Annotated in this window: 18 protein-coding genes; 7 read left to right on the plus strand and 11 right to left on the minus strand. The window is 63.8% G+C overall.

Annotation, left to right across the window (positions count from 1 at the left end):
- Positions 1 to 8 precede the first annotated feature (8 nt).
- The 6 genes from PGB28_RS15725 to PGB28_RS15750 all read right to left on the minus strand — a co-directional run bounded on the left by PGB28_RS15725 (position 9) and on the right by PGB28_RS15750 (position 5,045).
- Complete coding sequence (locus tag PGB28_RS15725; protein WP_271422476.1) at positions 9 to 878, minus strand: polyprenyl synthetase family protein; 870 nt, start codon at positions 876 to 878, stop codon at positions 9 to 11.
- A gap of 186 nt (positions 879 to 1,064) precedes the next feature.
- Positions 1,065 to 1,307 (minus strand): exodeoxyribonuclease VII small subunit, encoded by a 243-nt coding sequence (locus tag PGB28_RS15730; protein WP_271422477.1) that lies wholly within the window; start codon positions 1,305 to 1,307, stop codon positions 1,065 to 1,067.
- Positions 1,304 to 2,230 carry a histone deacetylase family protein gene (locus PGB28_RS15735; RefSeq protein WP_271422478.1) on the minus strand — a complete coding sequence of 309 codons (927 nt, stop codon included), beginning with the start codon at positions 2,228 to 2,230 and terminating at the stop codon, positions 1,304 to 1,306. The genes PGB28_RS15730 and PGB28_RS15735 overlap by 4 nt, the downstream gene beginning before the upstream one ends.
- A gap of 72 nt (positions 2,231 to 2,302) precedes the next feature.
- Positions 2,303 to 3,091 (minus strand): alpha/beta hydrolase, encoded by a 789-nt coding sequence (locus tag PGB28_RS15740; RefSeq protein WP_271422479.1) that lies wholly within the window; start codon positions 3,089 to 3,091, stop codon positions 2,303 to 2,305.
- Between the two features lie 69 nt (positions 3,092 to 3,160).
- Entirely contained in the window at positions 3,161 to 3,448 is a 288-nt protein-coding gene (locus PGB28_RS15745) for an HU family DNA-binding protein (protein WP_271422480.1), read from the minus strand.
- 133 nt (positions 3,449 to 3,581) lie between these two features.
- Positions 3,582 to 5,045 (minus strand): AMP nucleosidase, encoded by a 1,464-nt coding sequence (locus PGB28_RS15750; RefSeq protein WP_271422481.1) that lies wholly within the window; start codon positions 5,043 to 5,045, stop codon positions 3,582 to 3,584.
- A 106-nt stretch (positions 5,046 to 5,151) separates the two neighbouring features.
- Between PGB28_RS15750 and PGB28_RS15755 the strand changes: the two genes are divergently transcribed.
- Entirely contained in the window at positions 5,152 to 5,571 is a 420-nt protein-coding gene (locus PGB28_RS15755; protein ID WP_271422482.1) for a VOC family protein, read from the plus strand.
- On the opposite strand, the gene PGB28_RS15760 is transcribed toward PGB28_RS15755, so the two are convergent.
- The 5 genes from PGB28_RS15760 to PGB28_RS15780 all read right to left on the minus strand — a co-directional run bounded on the left by PGB28_RS15760 (position 5,557) and on the right by PGB28_RS15780 (position 10,181).
- Entirely contained in the window at positions 5,557 to 7,071 is a 1,515-nt protein-coding gene (locus tag PGB28_RS15760; RefSeq protein WP_271422483.1) for a pyridoxal phosphate-dependent decarboxylase family protein, read from the minus strand. The two genes, PGB28_RS15755 and PGB28_RS15760, sit on opposite strands and share 15 nt — an antisense overlap.
- 144 nt (positions 7,072 to 7,215) lie before the next feature.
- Positions 7,216 to 8,142 carry an OmpA family protein gene (locus PGB28_RS15765; RefSeq protein ID WP_271422484.1) on the minus strand — a complete coding sequence of 309 codons (927 nt, stop codon included), beginning with the start codon at positions 8,140 to 8,142 and terminating at the stop codon, positions 7,216 to 7,218.
- Between the two features lie 6 nt (positions 8,143 to 8,148).
- Complete coding sequence (locus PGB28_RS15770; protein WP_271422485.1) at positions 8,149 to 8,721, minus strand: peroxidase-related enzyme; 573 nt, start codon at positions 8,719 to 8,721, stop codon at positions 8,149 to 8,151.
- 15 nt (positions 8,722 to 8,736) lie between these two features.
- Positions 8,737 to 9,465: a GNAT family N-acetyltransferase gene (locus tag PGB28_RS15775; protein ID WP_271422486.1), complete on the minus strand. Its 729-nt coding sequence runs from the start codon at positions 9,463 to 9,465 to the stop codon at positions 8,737 to 8,739.
- Positions 9,462 to 10,181, minus strand: a complete 720-nt coding sequence (locus PGB28_RS15780; RefSeq protein WP_271422487.1) for a competence/damage-inducible protein A — start codon at positions 10,179 to 10,181, stop codon at positions 9,462 to 9,464. The genes PGB28_RS15775 and PGB28_RS15780 overlap by 4 nt, the downstream gene beginning before the upstream one ends.
- Before the next feature lie 46 nt (positions 10,182 to 10,227).
- On the opposite strand from PGB28_RS15780, the gene sfsA reads away from it, so the two are divergent.
- The 6 genes from sfsA (at position 10,228) to PGB28_RS15810 (ending at position 16,630) form a co-directional block, all read left to right on the plus strand.
- On the plus strand, positions 10,228 to 10,932 hold the full coding sequence (sfsA, locus tag PGB28_RS15785) for a DNA/RNA nuclease SfsA (protein ID WP_271422488.1): 705 nt from the start codon (positions 10,228 to 10,230) through the stop codon (positions 10,930 to 10,932).
- A 149-nt stretch (positions 10,933 to 11,081) separates the two neighbouring features.
- Positions 11,082 to 11,894: a type I methionyl aminopeptidase gene (map, locus tag PGB28_RS15790; protein WP_271422489.1), complete on the plus strand. Its 813-nt coding sequence runs from the start codon at positions 11,082 to 11,084 to the stop codon at positions 11,892 to 11,894.
- Between the two features lie 108 nt (positions 11,895 to 12,002).
- Positions 12,003 to 13,523, plus strand: a complete 1,521-nt coding sequence (gpmI, locus tag PGB28_RS15795; RefSeq protein WP_271422490.1) for a 2,3-bisphosphoglycerate-independent phosphoglycerate mutase — start codon at positions 12,003 to 12,005, stop codon at positions 13,521 to 13,523.
- The gene (locus PGB28_RS15800) at positions 13,520 to 14,638 is read left to right on the plus strand and encodes a murein hydrolase activator EnvC family protein (RefSeq protein WP_271422491.1); all 1,119 of its coding nucleotides are present in this window, start codon (positions 13,520 to 13,522) and stop codon (positions 14,636 to 14,638) included. The genes gpmI and PGB28_RS15800 overlap by 4 nt, the downstream gene beginning before the upstream one ends.
- 7 nt (positions 14,639 to 14,645) lie before the next feature.
- Positions 14,646 to 15,989 carry a S41 family peptidase gene (locus tag PGB28_RS15805; RefSeq protein WP_271422492.1) on the plus strand — a complete coding sequence of 448 codons (1,344 nt, stop codon included), beginning with the start codon at positions 14,646 to 14,648 and terminating at the stop codon, positions 15,987 to 15,989.
- Between the two features lie 149 nt (positions 15,990 to 16,138).
- On the plus strand, positions 16,139 to 16,630 hold the full coding sequence (locus PGB28_RS15810; protein WP_271422493.1) for an RNA pyrophosphohydrolase: 492 nt from the start codon (positions 16,139 to 16,141) through the stop codon (positions 16,628 to 16,630).
- The last annotated feature ends 2 nt before the right edge of the window (positions 16,631 to 16,632 follow it).

Consider the following 16,632-nt stretch of genomic DNA (forward strand, 5'->3'; position numbering starts at 1 on the left):
CCAATGGCTTAGCTGTCGCGCGAGATAACGAACCGGGCCGCGTCCCGCAAGGTGTCGGCCCGGGGGCCGAAGGGGGAAAGCGCGTCGCAGGCGGTCATGACCAGCTCATCCGCGCGGGATTTTGCGCCATCCAAGCCCAGAAGCGACACAAAGGTCGCTTTGCCTGCCTCGGCATCCTTTTGCAGACGTTTGCCCGCCTTTTGCGCGTCCCCTTCCACATCCAAGATGTCGTCGGCGATCTGGAAGGCAAGGCCAAGCGCCTGCGCATAGTGCCGCAAGGGCGTGATATCCGCGCCCGCCAGCCGCGCGCCCGCCTCGGCGGACCACCCGATCAACGCCCCGGTTTTGCCGTTTTGCAGAGCGGTGATTTCAGTGAGCGTGAGCGGCGTGTCGGCGGTTTCAGCGGCGATATCCAGCGCCTGCCCCAGCACCATGCCGCGTGCGCCTGCGGCCCGGGCCAGCGATAGCGTCAGGTCGGCGCGGCGGCTGGCGTCCGGATGGCAACGCGGGTCGGAGACCAGCTCGAATGCCAGCGCCTGCAGCGCGTCCCCCGCCAGAACAGCGGTGGCCTGATCCCATTTGACATGCACGGTGGGCTGGCCCCGGCGCAGGTCATCGTCATCCATGCAGGGCAGGTCGTCATGGATGAGCGAATAGGCATGCACCGCCTCGATCGCGGCGGCGGGCCAGAGCGCCTGCGCCTCACTCACGTCATGCAACCGGGCGCTTTCCATCACGAGGAAACCGCGCAGCCCCTTGCCGCCCGCGATGGCGTAGCGCATGGCGCGGGTCACGGGCAGGTCGTCCATACTGGCGATCTGCGTGTCGAGATGGGCGATGACGCGGGTGGCGTCGGATTTCAGGGTGGTCTGGAACATACACCTTAAACCGGGGATTTGACTGCGCGGAATCAAGGCGAAGCCGCCGCGCATCGCCGACGCGCCCCTACGCGGCGGCGATTTGGTTTCCGTTTGCGCATTGCTCTGGGTTCATGCGGATGTGGCAGACATAAAATGCCTAACTCCAATGCAGGATCGCCCCCGCGCGCGTCGTCAATGCGCGGCTCACATCCCCTCAACCGGCTTGGTCCCCGTGGCATTGCCATCCCCATCGGTGGTGATGGCGGCGACCTTTTCCTCGGCCTCTTTCAGCTTTTTCTCGCAGCGCTTCTTCAGCGCCGCGCCGCGCTCATAAAGCTTGATCGAATCGTCCAGCGCCACGTCGCCACGCTCCAGCTGGCCGACCACCTGTTCCAGTTCGGCCATGGCCTGTTCGAATGTCATTTCCTCGACGGGTGTGTCGCTCACGCTGCTGCCTCCTGAAGTGCCTTGACATGGACGACCACCGAGGCCGCCAATGCGCCCAGATCATAACCCCCTTCCATGACCGAGACCACCCGTCCGCCGCAATGCTCGGACGCAATTGCGCAAAGCTCCTGGGTGAGCCAGGCGAAATCATCCTCGACCCATTTAAGCTGCGCCAGCGGATCGGCGCGGTGGGCGTCAAAACCTGCGGAGATGAACAGCATCTCGGGTTTGAACGCGTGCAGGCGGGGGAAGATCTGTGCCTCATAGGCCGTGCGCATCTCAACGCCCGGCGAGCCGGGGTCCAGAGGCACGTTGAGGATATTGTCATGCGCGCCGGTTTCCGACGGGTGGCCGCTGCCGGGCCAGAGCGGCATCTGTTGCGAGGTGCAGAACAGCGCGCGCGGCTCGTCCCACAAAAGCGCCTGCGTGCCATTGCCGTGATGCACGTCGAAATCCACCACCGCCACGCGGGACAGCCCGTGGCGTTCCAGCGCGTGTTTCGCACCAATCGCCACATTGCCGAACAGGCAAAACCCCATTGGCGTTTCCTGTTCCGCGTGGTGCCCCGGGGGCCGCGTCGCGCAGAACGCGTTGCCCGCATCCCCCGCGATCACCCGGTCCACCGCTTCGCGCACCGCGCCAACGCCGCGCCATGCCGCGCCGAGCGATCCGGGCGACATCCATGTGTCGCCATCCAGCTGAAAGAATCCCTCATCCGGCAGGGCGGTTTCCAACCTTTCAACATAGCTTTCGGGATGGCAGAGCAGCACATCCTCGCGCGCGCCCATGGGTGCGGTTTCAAAGCCGATCCCCTCTTGCCGGAGCGCGTGCAGCACATGTTCCAGCCGCGCCACCCGTTCGGGATGGCCCTCGGGCGTGACGTGATTGAGACAGGCCTCGTGGGTGAGGATCAGCGTGGACATTTCAGCGCTCCCTGATGCTTCTTCTCTTTGAAAATACGCAAATTCACCCGTGGGAACAGGGCAAACCGCCGGTTACGCGGCGTGCCCGGTCAAAAACCGCACCAATCCGCTTTGCGCATCCTCCAGCGGTTCGATCACGTCGAAATGGTGCCGCCCGGGCAGGATATGTTGTGGCGCGCGCCACGCTTCCGAAAGCCAGCGAGTCTGGTCGAGAAAGGTGGGACGCTCTTCCGCGCCGACCCAAAGCGCCACCTCGGTTGCGGGCTTGGATTGCAGCAGCGGGCTTTCCTCTGCCGCCTCCTCCGCGTCCAGCCGCAGATCGGCGTTCATCGCGGTCTGCAACAGCGGGCGCAGATCGCTGAGCATGGAGATCGGGGCAACCCGCGTGATCCGCGCCAGAACCTCTGGCGCAAGCATCCCCGGTGCCAGCATCCGCGCCACCAGATGCCCGCCGGCCGAATGCCCGGTGAGCGTGATGGGGCCATCGGTCGCCTGCGCCACGGCGGTGATGGCTTCGGCGGTCTGGCGGGTAATGTCGCGGATGCGGACATCCGGGCAGAGCGCGTAGCCCGGCAGGGCCACGCGCCAGCCGCGCTGAACGGCCCCTGCCGCCAGATGTGTCCAGACGCTTTTGTCAAAGGCCCGCCAATAGCCGCCATGCACAAAGATCACCGTGCCCTGCGCTGAATCCTCGGGCGAGACCACATCCACCGCGCGGCGCGTGCCCGCGTGAAACCCGGGCAATTCCCGCACGTCATGCGCGTCGCGAAAAGCGGCGGCCTGCGCCATCCACCGGGGCGGGTAATCATCGCCACCCGGAATATAGGCGCGGTTATCATAGGCGTCGGTCAGATCCTGCATTATATGTCCTCCCTACAAAGAAAAAGGGCCGCCAAATGGCGACCCCTGTCAATCCCGCGGACGCGGATATCAGCCGTTGGCGCTGTCTTTCAGGGCCTTGGCGATGGTCACTTTCACGACCTTGTCCGCCTCTTTCTTGAACTGTTCGCCGGTGGCGGGGTTGCGCACCATGCGCTCGGGGCGCTCGCGCAGGTAGAATTTGCCAACGCCGGGCAGGGTCACGGCACCGCCGCCGGACACTTCGCGGGTGATCACGTTGCAGACTGCATCAAGCGCGGCACCGGCCGCTTTCTTGTCGCTGCCCATTTCCTCCGCCAAAGCTGCCACGAGCTGGGTCTTGGTCATCGGTTTTGCCATTTTCTGGTCTCTCCTCGGTTCTGCCCAGCTATTGGGCCTCATTGGGCGCATTAAACGGTATCTTGGGGGGCAACACAACAATTTGTGGCGCGAAAAGCCATAAAAATATGGGATTTTTGCGCTTTACGCACCGTCAAAGGAAGGCAGTTTCGTCAAACGAGCGCAATTTCCGGCTATGAATGCGCTCAAGCGGCATCTCGCGCAAGTGTTCCATGGCCCGGATTCCGATCATCAGGTGCCGCGCGACCTGTGTCGTATAGAAGTCGCTGGCCATGCCGGGCAGCTTCAGTTCGCCGTGCAGCGGTTTGTCTGACACGCAAAGCAGCGTGCCATAAGGCACCCGGAACCGGAACCCGTTGGCGGCGATTGTGGCGCTTTCCATGTCCAGCGCGATGGCCCGCGACTGGCTAAGGCGCTGCACCGGACCTTCCTGATCGCGCAATTCCCAGTTGCGGTTGTCGACGCTGGCGACGGTGCCGGTGCGCATGATCCGCTTGAGGTCATAGCCCTCCAGCTGCGTGACCGAGGCGACCGCCGTCTCAAGCGCGATCTGGATTTCCGCCAGCGCCGGGATCGGCACCCAGACCGGCAAATCATCGTCCAGTACCCGGTCTTCGCGCAGATAGGCATGCGCCAGCACAAAGTCCCCAAGGCTCTGGGAATTGCGCAGCCCGGCGCAATGGCCCACCATCAGCCAGGCATGAGGGCGCAAGACGGCGATATGGTCGGTGGCGGTTTTGGCATTGGACGGCCCGACCCCGATATTGACCAGTGTGATCCCGGCCCCATTCGGTCGCTTGAGATGATAGGTCGGCATCTGCGGCTGTTTCACGGTGGGCGGGATCACGTCATCGGGCCCGGTGATCTCGATATTACCGGTGCTGACGAAAGAGGTGTAGCCGCTGTCGGGATCCGCCAGCATCTCGCGCGCGTAGGCTTCGAACTCGCTCACATAAAACTGGTAGTTGGTGAACAGCACGTGGTTCTGGAAATGCTCGGGATCGGTGGCGGTGTAATGCGCCAGACGCGCCAGCGAATAGTCGATGCGCTGCGCGGTGAAGGGGGCCAGCGGTTCGACCCCGTCGGGATGCGGGGTGCGGGTGCCATTGACGATATCGTCATTGGTGGTGGAGAGGTCCGGCACATCGAACACGTCGCGCAGGATAAACTCCGCCGCGCCCTCCTGTGGCACGGTCACGTCGGTTTGCGCGGCCACGGCGAAATGCACCGGGATCGGGGTGTCGGACACGGCGATGCAGACCGGTACATTGTGATTGCCAATGAGCAGTTTGATCTGCTGGATCAGGTAGGCGCGGAACAGGCGCGGATTTGTCACCGTGGTGGCATGCGTTCCGGGCTCTGACACGTGGCCAAAGCTCAGGCGGCTGTCGACTTGGGCAAAGGTGGTCGTGGTAATCCGGATCTCGGGATAAAAGGCGCGGTATTTCACCCCCGGGTGCCCCTCTTGCATCGCCTTGCGGAATGCATCGCTCAGGAAGCCGGTGGCGGCGTCATAGAGGTATTGCAGGTGATCTACCGCCTGCTCGGCATCCTTGAAAAACTGCTCTTCCGGCAATTCCGGTGTTTGCACCGCCATTGTCCTGATCCTGTTTACCATGTCCGCCCCGTTACATTGTTGATCCGGCAATTTGACTCGTCCCGGCTTTGGCCGCAACCATGCCGCGATGCGAGGGAGGGCTGCAATGGATTTCGAAACGGTTTCAGCAGAAGAGTTCGGCGCATCGCTGCGCGGGCTGGGGATCAACCTTCTGGTGCGGGATGTGCGGACCAGTGCCGCGTTCCTGCAGACCGTGTTCGGGCTGGGCGTGCACCGGCTGTCGGATGATTTCGCCATCATCGCCTATGGCACCCAGGTCTTTCAGCTGCATTCGGACGGCACCTATGCAGGTCATCCGCTGCAGGAGCTGTTGCCGGAGAACCCGCCGCGCGGGCGGGGGGTGCAGATCCATTTGTTCGACACCGACCCGGACGAGGCCGTGGCCAAAGCGGAAGATGCGGGCGGCATGGTGCTTGCCCCGCCCAAGGCCAAGCCGCATGGGTTGGTCGAGGCGTTTATCCTTGATCCCGATGGCTATTGCTGGGTGGTGTCACGCCCCAAGTGAGCGTTCCGCGGCCAGCGCGTCGGCGATCTCCTGCACCAGCAGGTCGCCGTGCCGGTCCTGCATGGCGTAGCCGATCACCGAGACACGGATGATCTGGCGGCCATGCCATTCGCCGTGACTGGGATAGACCTTGCCGCGCTGTTGCACCCGCGCAAGCACGCGATTGGTGAGCGCGTCGCCCTCTGCCCCCTCGCCAATGGTCAGGGCCACCTGATTGCAATGCACCTCATTCATCACCTGTACGCCGGGGATGGCGCGCAGGCCGGTGGCGATCCGGTCCGCCAATGCGCAATGCCCGCGCACCATGGCGCGCACCCCGTCGCGGCCCAGATGTTGCAGGATCGCGTAGCTGGGGATGCCGCGCGCCCGGCGGGACAGCTCCGGCGTGGAATCGGACGGCTCCCAGGCTTCGGTCCCTTCGGGCAGGTAGGCCCCGCGCGCCGTCATCGCGGCGACCAATGCGGCGCGATCCCGGACGATCACCATGCCCGCATCAAAAGGCGCGTTGAGCCATTTATGCAGGTCAACGGCCCAGCTGTCAGCCAGCTCCACGCCTTTGAGACGCGCGGCAAGTTCGGGCGCGGCCCGGACCCAGAGACCAAAGGCCCCGTCCACATGCACCCATCCGCCGCGCTCGCGGATCATCGGGATCAGCCGGTCGAACGGGTCAAAGGCCCCGGTGTTGATCTGACCGGCCTGCAGGATCACCAGCGGCGGCGCATCGCAGCGCGCCAGCGCCTCGCGCAGCGCGTCTTCCTGCATACGGCCCTGATCATCGGTAGCGACGCGCATGATCTTGCCCGCGCCGATCCCGGCATAGCGCAGCGCGGCGGTGGTGGCGGAATGCGCATCCGCACCCAAAATGACGGGAAAGGCGGGCGCGCCGAACAACCCGTCCGCTTCCGCATCCCAGCCCTGCGCTTTGAGCAGCATGTGTCGCGCAGAAAGGACCGAGGAAAAATTGGCGACGCTGGCACCGGTGACGATGCCCACGCCCGCGTCGCGCGGCAGGTCAAGCAGATCCAGCACCCAGTCACAGACAGCGCGTTCCATCGCCGCGACCGAGGGGCTTTCGGTCGAAGAGGCCGCGTTCTGGCCCCAGGCCGACACAAGCATGTCCGCCGCCATGCCCACCGGGTGCGACGCGCCGCAGACATAGGCGAAAAAGCTGGGCGCGGTCATCTGGTGGATACCGTCGGCGGCGTCACGCACCATCGAGGCAATCACCTCGTCCGCCGGTCGCCCGGTGTCGGGCAAGGGCCGGCGAAAAAGGTCAATGGCCGCGTCCACAGTCATGGAAGGGTTGGCTGGCCGATCCGGCAGCCCGTCGCGATAGGCAATTGCATCCTCGGCGGCGCGTTGCAACGCACGCTTCTGGTCAGTGGTCAGCCCGCCTGACATCGTGGCAAGATCTCCGATCCTGTTGGTCTGGGCACCCCGGTGAGAGACGGAGTGATGGACAATGTTATACGATCCGCTTTTGCGATCTGTGAAACGCATCACATTAGCGTCAATATGGGCAATCCCTGCCGTTACGTCAGGGGGAAACTGGCTGATTTTCACCAGCTCTACCGTGCCTGCGCAGCGTGCGGTATCATGCCACCGCATCCGACTTATTTTCCGGATATTTGGAACTTGAGAACGCTACTCGGTGGACACCAGAACCGCCTCGACCCGGCGATTGGCATCGCGGCCCTCGGCGGTCAGGTTGCTGGCCACCGGAGCGAGATAGCCCATGCCACCAGCCTCAAGCTGGGCCCGATTGGCATCATGAGCGCTGACCAACCGTTCCAGCACGGACGTCGCGCGTTTGCGGGACAGGTTGATATTGCCCTCAAGACTGCCCACCGAATCCGTATGCCCGACAAGCGCGATTTTGCGCTCCGGGTGTTGGCGGAGATAGTTGGCAATGTCCGTAAGGCTTTTGAATGGCCCGGGACCCAGCGTTGAGGCCCCGGTTTCAAAGTCCAGATCACTGAGGATGAAGCGCCCTGTTGTTTCCAATGCCTGCGCCAGCGACCCCTGTGGCTGAACCGGCACCACCGCCGGTGGTGTCGATCCTTCCGGCACCGTGACATTGCCGGCTTTGCCGACGCGGATCATCTGGATATAGGCGGCGGTGGCCGAGCGGGACACCAGTAGCGAAATGCCCTGCCCCGCGCCGCTTGTGGCCGAGAGGAACCGGAAATTGGTCAGGTCCACATACATCTCGGGGCCCGGCAGGACCCGCGTGTTGAAGCGGAAATTGAAGCCGCCACATTGCAACGCGGCGCAATCGAGCCTGATCTCGTACCCGGCGGCGGTGATCTGTTTGCGCAGGGGGGCCAGAAGCTGCAAGGTGGTCAGCCCCTGCCCCGCCACACGCCAGACCTGCTCCTGAATGCGCCCTTCGAGCACCTCGGCCGGAACGCGCCCGTCCTGGAACGGCGCGATGGGCAGGGCATAGCTGCCCGGGTCGGTCTGCTGGTCCAGCGCCAGCCGCGCGCCGGCTGGCATGGCAATGTCCTGCGCCGCCACAGCAAGCGGCAGGCCGGACAACAGCAACAGGCATATGGCAAGGGTCCGGATCACGGGCGGTCAGCGATGCTGCGCGTGGTAGTCCGGATTGGGCCGCATATCCGTCGCGCTGGCCACCCGGTTGGTCATGTTGAAGAACCCCGCCACGCTGGCGATGTCGAAAATGTCCCGGTCGCTGAACCCTGCATCGCGCAGGTTTTGCCGGTCGGACTCGGTGATCTCGGCGCTGGCTTTGGTGACCTTTTCGGCGAAGGTCAGCATCGCATGCTGCCGCACATCCAGATTGGCGGCCCGCCAGTTCATCACCATCAATTCGCCCAGCACCGGATCGCCGGACAGTTCCCGCACTGCCGCGCCATGGGCGGTCAGGCAGTAAAAGCACTTGTTCACCGACGACACCGCCACCGCGATCATCTCGCGCTCCAGCTTGCTCAGCCCGCTCGCGCCCAGCATCAGGTCATTATACATGCCCGTGAAGGCGTTGAGCTTGTCGATGTCAAAGGCATAGGCCTGCAGCACATTCGGGATCATGCCCAGCTTGTCCTGACATACATCGAAATATTTCTGCGTCTGCTCGGGCAGCGGGTCGACCATGGGCAGGTCGAGCGCGGTGACTTGGTCTTTGTGGCTCATATTCGTCTCCGGGGATCAGTCTTTCCGGATACGGTAGTGATATGTCCCGGCAGGTGCAAAGCCCAAGCTGTTATACAGCCCGTTGGCGGCAGTATTCTCCTTTACGCAGAGCACGGCAAGATGCGCCGCACCCTGTTCGGCCGCCCAGACCGCTGCGGCGCGCATGACCCAATCCGCCAGTCCCTTGCGGCGGTGACGTTCGCGCACTTCCAGCGCGTGCAGCATGGCGATGCCTTCATGCATGGCGACAAAGGCGGTGGCCGCAGGCTGATCGTCGATCCGGCCCAGAATGCCGGTTTTTGGGCCCCGGACCCGGTGCATCACGTCAATCCGTGCGGGTCCGATTCCGCCCTCGGCCCAGATATCGCGCATGATGGCCAGAGGCTCCCAGATGGTGAAGGTGGTCACGCGCGGTATGGGCCTGTCCGTCAGCTGCGCAGGGTCGATCACGTACATGTTCACCGGGTCGATCACACTGTAGCCCGCCGCATCGAGGCCCGCGTCAAATGCCTCCTCGCCGTCGCGGATCATGAACAGCGGGGCTTGCTCTCGCGCGCGCATCTCCGCCTCGGCAGCGGCGAGCGCCCCGGTATCCCATAAGGCCCCGTCGCGCAGCGTTGCCGCGCTGACCCGTTTGCCGCCCCCCGCCCCGTCACGCAGGAGGAAAGGCCCGTGTTCAAAGCGATGCGCCGGGGGCCATGTGGCCTCGCAGGCTTCATAGAGCAGGGTTGGGGCCGGGGTCATGCAAAGGTCTCGCGCAGGCGGGCTATGGCGGCATCCACCTGCGCGCCATCAGACCCCCGGATCACGATATTCGCACCAAAGGCACCGTTTTCCTGAAACGGGTAGGAGCCGATCGACAGGTCGGGAAAGGCCTGTGCCAATTCTCCCAGCGGCCCGGCAATGTCGCCCTCGCCCCGGTCGATGCGCAAAGACTGGCTCAGCAGCGGCGCGCCGCCGGTGATGGTGGGCAGCACGCTGGCCACCATGGCCTGAAACACCGATGGCACGCCGGCCATCACATGCACGTTTTCAAGGCTGAACCCCGGTGCAATCGACACCGGATTGTCGATCAGACAGGCCCCGTCAGGAATGCGCGCCATGCGCAGCCTCGCCGCGTTCAGCTCGCGCCCGGTGGCGGCATAATGATCGGCCAGCAAGGCCCGCGCGTCGTCACGCACATCGATATGCGCGCCAAAGGCCTCGGCGATGCAATCGGCGGTGATGTCGTCATGGGTGGGACCAATGCCGCCTGACGTGAAAACCACGTCATAAGCCCCCGACAGCGCCCGCACCGCCGCCACGATGGCGGGGGCCTCGTCGCTCACCACGCGCACCTCTTTCAGATCCACCCCATGCTTGGTCAGTTCCCCGGCAAGATAATGCATATTCGCATCACGGGTCCGCCCCGACAGGATTTCGTCACCGATCACAAGCATGGCGGCACTGGGGTTGGGCATGCGGGGTCTCCTTGATCCTTACCGACACGAGGTATAGGCCCGCCTCATGCAGTTTCAAACCCCTCTTGTCCCCGCCACGCTGATCCGCCGCTACAAACGCTTCCTTGCCGATTGCACGCTTGACGACGGGCGCGAGGTAACGGCCCATTGCGCCAATCCCGGTTCGATGATGGGGCTGGCGGAGCCCGGCTTCCGGGTCTGGCTGGAGCCCAATGACGACCCGAAGAAAAAGCTGAAATTCGGCCTGCGGCTGGTGGAACCGGCAGAGGGCGTGCTGGTGGGCGTCGACACCTCCGTGCCCAACCGCGCGCTGCGCGCCGCGTTGGAAGCGGGCGCGGTCCCGGGGCTGGGCGGGTATGAGCAGGTCCGCGCCGAGGTGAAATACGGCCAGAACAGCCGCATTGATTTCCTTCTGACCGGGGGCGGGCAGCCCGACATCTATGTCGAGGTAAAATCCGTCACGCTGAGCCGCGAGGCCGGGATCGCGGAATTTCCCGACAGCGTCACCACGCGGGGGCTGAAACATCTCGAAGAGCTGTCATCCATGACCGCCGCCGGGCATCGCGCCGTGATGCTCTATCTGGTGCAGCGCACTGACTGCAGGGCGATGCGGCTGGCCTCGGACATCGACCCGGCCTATGCCGCAGGCTTCGCCAAAGCACGCAGCGCCGGTGTCGAGGTGATGGTCCTCGGCTGTGACCTCAGCCCCGCCGCGATCACGCCGGGCGAAGCGCTCCCCTTCACGGACTAACGCCCTGTTCTTCTTCTGTTTGAAAATACCTCCGGGAAGCCGCAGGCGGGGGCAGAGTCCCCTCAACCGACGACAATATGCGCGCGCTCTGGTCCTTTTCGCTGCAACCGCATAAGTAAGGGGCAGAACGCCATTTAGCGGAGCAGATCATGAACCGTCACAAGGGCCGGATGACACGCGACGGCATCCGCATTCACGAAGCCGCAGATTTCGCCGGGATGCATGCCGCCGGTCGACTTGCCGCGCAGATCCTCGACGAGGTGGCTACCCAAGTCTTTGTCGGCCAGACGACGGGCGCGATTGATGCCTTCATCGAGGCCCGCGTCGAAGAGGAAGGCGCGAAATCGGCCACCATCGGTTACAAGGGCTATCAGCACGCCTCCTGCATCAGCGTCAATCACGTGGTCTGCCATGGCATCCCGGGCGACAAGAAGCTCAAGGATGGCGATATCCTCAATATCGACGTGACCGTGATTGTCGATGGCTGGTTTGGCGACACCAGCCGCATGTATGTGGCGGGCAAGCTCAGCCGCAAGACCGAGCGGCTGATCCAGGTCACCCATGATGCGCTGTTCAAGGGGATCGAAGCGGTCAAACCCGGCAATACCTTTGGCGATATCGGCCATGCCATCCAAAACTACGTCGAGGCACAGCGCATGTCCGTGGTGCGTGACTTTTGCGGTCATGGTCTGGGAACGGTGTTCCATGCCCCGCCCAATGTGCTGCATTATGGCCGCGCGGGCACCGGGCCGGTGCTGGAGGAAGGTATGTTTTTCACCATCGAGCCGATGGTCAATCTGGGCCGCCCCGAAACCAAGGTTCTGGCCGATGACTGGACCGCTGTGACGCGGGACAAGTCGCTCTCGGCGCAGTTTGAACATTCCATCGGGGTGACGTCCGACGGGGCCGAGATTTTCACGCTCTCGCCCGCGGGCCGGTTTCACCCGACCTATGACGCGTGAACGCCCCGCCGGTTGACGCCGGTGGATTTGCGCATTTGAAAAGAGAAGAAGACCTGATGCACATCAGGATGGCGGACCGATCCGCCCGAAACCCAAGGACAGGACAAGATGGCAGCGCCGAAACCCGTGGTTCTTTGCATTCTCGATGGCTGGGGCCTGAGGGACGAGACCGAAGCCAACGCCGTGGCACAGGCCGCGACCCCGAATTTCGACCGGATCATGCGCGACTGTCCCAATGCCACGCTGATCACCCATGGCCCCGATGTGGGCCTGCCTACCGGGCAGATGGGCAATTCCGAGGTTGGCCATACCAATATCGGCGCGGGCCGCGTTGTGGCGATGGATCTGGGGCAGATTGATCTGGCCATCGAGGACGGGTCTTTTGCCGAGAATGAAACCTTGCAGGCGTTTATTGCCAAGCTGAAAGAGACCGGCGGCACCGCACAGCTCATGGGGTTGGCAAGCCCCGGCGGCGTGCATGCCCATCAGGTCCACATCGCCGAGGCCGCCCGCATCGTCGCCGAAGCGGGCGTGCCGGTGCAGATCCACGCCATCACTGATGGGCGCGACGTGGCCCCGCAAAGCGCCGATGCGCAGCTTGCCGAGATGCAGGCTGCGCTGCCGCACGGCGCGCGGATCGGCTGTGTCGTCGGGCGCTACTATGCCATGGACCGCGACAATCGCTGGGAGCGGGTGCAACAGGCGTTTGACCTGATGGTCAGTGGCACGGGGCGCAAGGCACCGGATGCTGTGAGCGCCGTGACATCCGCCTATGAGCAGGGCGAGAATGACGAATTTGTCAAACCCGTGGTGCTGGATGGGTTTCAGACCCCGAGTGATGCGGATGGTATCCTGTTCCTGAACTTCCGCGCCGACCGTGCGCGCGAAATCCTGTCTGCGCTGGCCGATCCCGCGTTTGACGCTTTTGATGCCAGCGCACGACCGAGCTGGGCCAGCGTCACCGGCATGGTGGAATATTCCGAGGCGCATAACGCCTATATGTCCACCCTGTTTCCCAAGCGTGAGATCAAAAACACCCTGTCGGAATGGGTCGCCAAGCATGGCCGCACCCAGTTCCACACCGCCGAGACCGAGAAATATCCGCATGTCACCTTCTTCCTCGCCGGTGGCAAGGAAGAGCCCGAGACGGGCGAAGACCGCTACATGGCGGCCTCGCCCAAGGTGGCGACTTATGATCTGCAACCCGAGATGAGCGCCGCAGAAGTGACCCGCGAATTGGTCAAGGCAATCGAGGCGCAATATGACATGATCGTCGTGAACTATGCCAACCCGGATATGGTGGGCCATACCGGCGATCTGGAGGCGGCCAAGAAAGCCTGTGAGGCCGTTGACCATGGTCTGGGACAGGCGCTCGCCGCGCTGGAGAACGTCGGCGGCGCGATCATCGTCACCGCCGACCATGGCAATTGCGAAACCATGGTCGATCCGGAAACCGGCGGGCCGCATACCGCACACACCACCAACCCGGTGCCCGTTGTTCTGGTGGGCGGACCCGAGGGCGCACGCCTGCGACCGGGCGGGCGGCTGGCCGATCTTGCGCCCACGGTGTTGCAGCTGATGGGGCTGGAACAGCCCGACGAGATGACCGGGGAAAGCCTTATCGCATGATCTGGCGCGCCGCGATCCTCTCTTGCCTGATCGCAGGTGGGGCCACTGCCCAGCAGGACCCGGGCGAGGCGGCGTTGGACGCGGTGCGCATGCTGGAGGACAGCGCCGATGCGCTGGCGCTGGCCAAGGGCGGGCGCGAACGGGTCAAGGCGCTGACCGAGATCGTGCGCGGATACGAGACCGGGCTATCCGCCCTGCGCGACGGGCTGCGCGCCGCCGCCATTCGGGAAGCACAGCTTGCCGCCGATCTGCGCGCCCGCGAGGAGGAGATCGCGCAGCTTCTGGGCGTGTTGCAATCCATGTCGCGCGCCCCTGCGCCCGCGACGCTGATCCACCCCTCCGGCCCCACCGGGACGGCGCGGGCGGGCATGCTGCTGACCGAGGTCACGCCGGGGCTCAAGGCCAAGGCCGATGCGCTGCGCGCCGATCTGGAAGAGGTTCAGGCGCTGCAATTGTTGCAGGAACAGGCCGCCACGAAACTGCGCGAAGGGCTTGAGGGGGCGCAGAACGCGCGCACCGCGCTGTCCAAGGCGGTGGCCGACCGCACCGACCTGCCGCGCCGCTTTACCGAGGACGCGGTGCAGACCGCTGTTCTGATCGCCGCCACGGAAACACTCGAAGGCTTTGCCAGCGAGCTCAGCACCATTGCCGAAAACGAAGCGCCCGGAAGCCTGCCCGATATTTCCCACCGCAAGGGCAACCTGCGCCTGCCGGTTCAGGGCCAAATCCTGCGCCGGGCGGGCGAACCGGATGCGGCAGGCGTCGTGCGCCCCGGTATGCTGGTTGCCACGCGGCCACAAGCCGTCGTTACCAGCCCCACCGCCGCCACGATCCGTTATCGCGGGCCGCTATTCAATTACGGGCTGGTCACCATCCTTGAGCCACAGGCCGAGACCCTCTTTGTCTTTGCCGGGCTGGACGCGGTGTTTGGCGAGATCGGCCAGGTCCTGCCAGCGGGCGATCCCGTGGGTCTGATGGGTGGCACATTGCAGACAGATGTCTCACTATCGGGTGATGGGGCTGGAAACACCCGCCCGGAAACGCTCTATATAGAAATCAGGGAATTCAATCAGCCCGTGGATCCGGAAACGTGGTTCCGCGCCGACAAGGGATAAACCGAGTATGAAGAAATTCGTGATGGCCGCAATTGGCGGCACACTTGCAGGGATCGTCGCCACGACACAATTCGCGGGACCGCTTCTGGCGCAGGACAGCAAGTCATCGAACAATGTCTATGAGCAGCTTGACCTGTTCGGCGACATCTTTGAACGCATCCGCGCGCAATATGTCGAAGAGGTGGATGAAAGCGAGCTGATCGAAGCGGCGATCAACGGCATGCTGACCTCGCTTGATCCACATTCCAGCTATCTTTCTCCCGATGATGCCGCCGATATGCGCGTGCAGACCCGGGGCGAGTTTGGCGGGCTGGGCATCGAGGTCACTCAGGAAGAGGGCTTTGTCAAAGTCGTCTCCCCCATCGACGGCACGCCCGCCGATGCGGCCGGAATGGAAGCCGGGGATTTCATCACCCATGTGGATGGCGAATCCGTTCTGGGCCTGACGCTGGACGAAGCGGTTGAACTGATGCGCGGGCCGGTGGGGTCGGAAATCATCATCACCGTCGTCCGCGAGGGCGAGGCCGAGCCGTTTGACGTGTCGATCATCCGCGACACGATCAAGCTGACCGCCGTGCGCACCCGGACCGAGGGTGACACCGTGGTGCTGCGCGTGACCACCTTCAACGACCAGACCATGCCGAACCTCGAAGAAGGGCTGGCCGAGCAGATCGAAGAACTGGGCGGTATGGACAACGTGAACGGGATCGTGCTGGACTTGCGCAACAACCCCGGCGGGTTGCTGACCCAGGCGATCCGCGTCTCGGATGCCTTCCTTGAAAAAGGCGAGATCGTCAGCACACGGGGCCGCAACCCGCAGGATGGCGACCGCTACAATGCCACGCCCGGCGATCTGGCCGACGGCAAGCCCATCGTGGTGCTGATCAATGGCGGCTCTGCCTCGGCCTCCGAGATTGTGGCCGGTGCGTTGCAGGATCACCGCCGCGCCATCGTGGTGGGCACCAAGAGCTTTGGCAAAGGCTCGGTCCAGACGGTCATGCCGCTGCGCGGTGACGGCGCCATGCGCCTGACCACGGCGCGCTATTACACGCCGTCGGGCCGGTCGATCCAGGCGCTGGGTGTGTCCCCCGACATCGTCGTGGAACAGCCGCGCCGCAAGCCCGAGACAGAAGAGGAAGAGGAAGCAAGCGCGGCACGCCGCAACCGCTCCGAGGCCGATCTGCGCGGGTCGCTGGACAATGACAGCCTGACCGAGGACGAGATCAAACAGATCGAAGCCGACCGCGCCAAGGCCGAAGCCGCCGCAAAACTGCGCGAAGAGGATTATCAGTTGGCCTATGCCATCGACATCCTCAAGGGCTTGTCCAAGCTGGGCCCGGACGCGCAGTAAGCCCGCCGGTATGAGTATGGACGGGGCCGTGCCAACCGCGCGGCCCCGTTTTCTTCAAAAGAGTGAGACTGTAAAACTGTCTGGGAGACAATTTTACAGTTCAACGGACCGAAATCTTTGTAATATTTCGGAACTACGGTGACCCGAACATGACCCCGGACGAAATCGCAAAACTCCCCTATCGCCAGAATGTCGGCGTCATGCTGGTGAACGCAGCGGGCGACGCCTTTGTCGGCCAGCGCATGGACAGCGAAATCCCCGCCTGGCAAATGCCGCAGGGGGGCATAGACACGGGCGAAGAGCCGCGTGATGCGGCGTTGCGTGAGCTGACCGAAGAAACCGGCGTGACCCCCGACCTGGTCACTGTCGAGGCGGAAACAGAGGGCTGGATTTCCTATGACCTGCCCGCCGATCTGGTGCCGCGCATCTGGAAGGGCCGCTACAAGGGGCAGGAACAGAAATGGTTCCTGTTGCGGTTCCATGGAACGGATGACCAGATCCGGATTGATGCGGATGATCATCAGGAGTTTTCCGAATGGCGCTGGCTGCCCGCCGACGAGTTGGTGGACAATATCGTGCCCTTCAAACGCGAGGTCTATGCCAAGGTGGTCGAAAGCTTCACCCCCTATCTGAAAGGCTGAGC

Origin of the sequence: Primorskyibacter aestuariivivens, assembly GCF_028023675.1 — a bacterium.
Taxonomy (GTDB): domain Bacteria; phylum Pseudomonadota; class Alphaproteobacteria; order Rhodobacterales; family Rhodobacteraceae; genus Marinovum; species Marinovum aestuariivivens.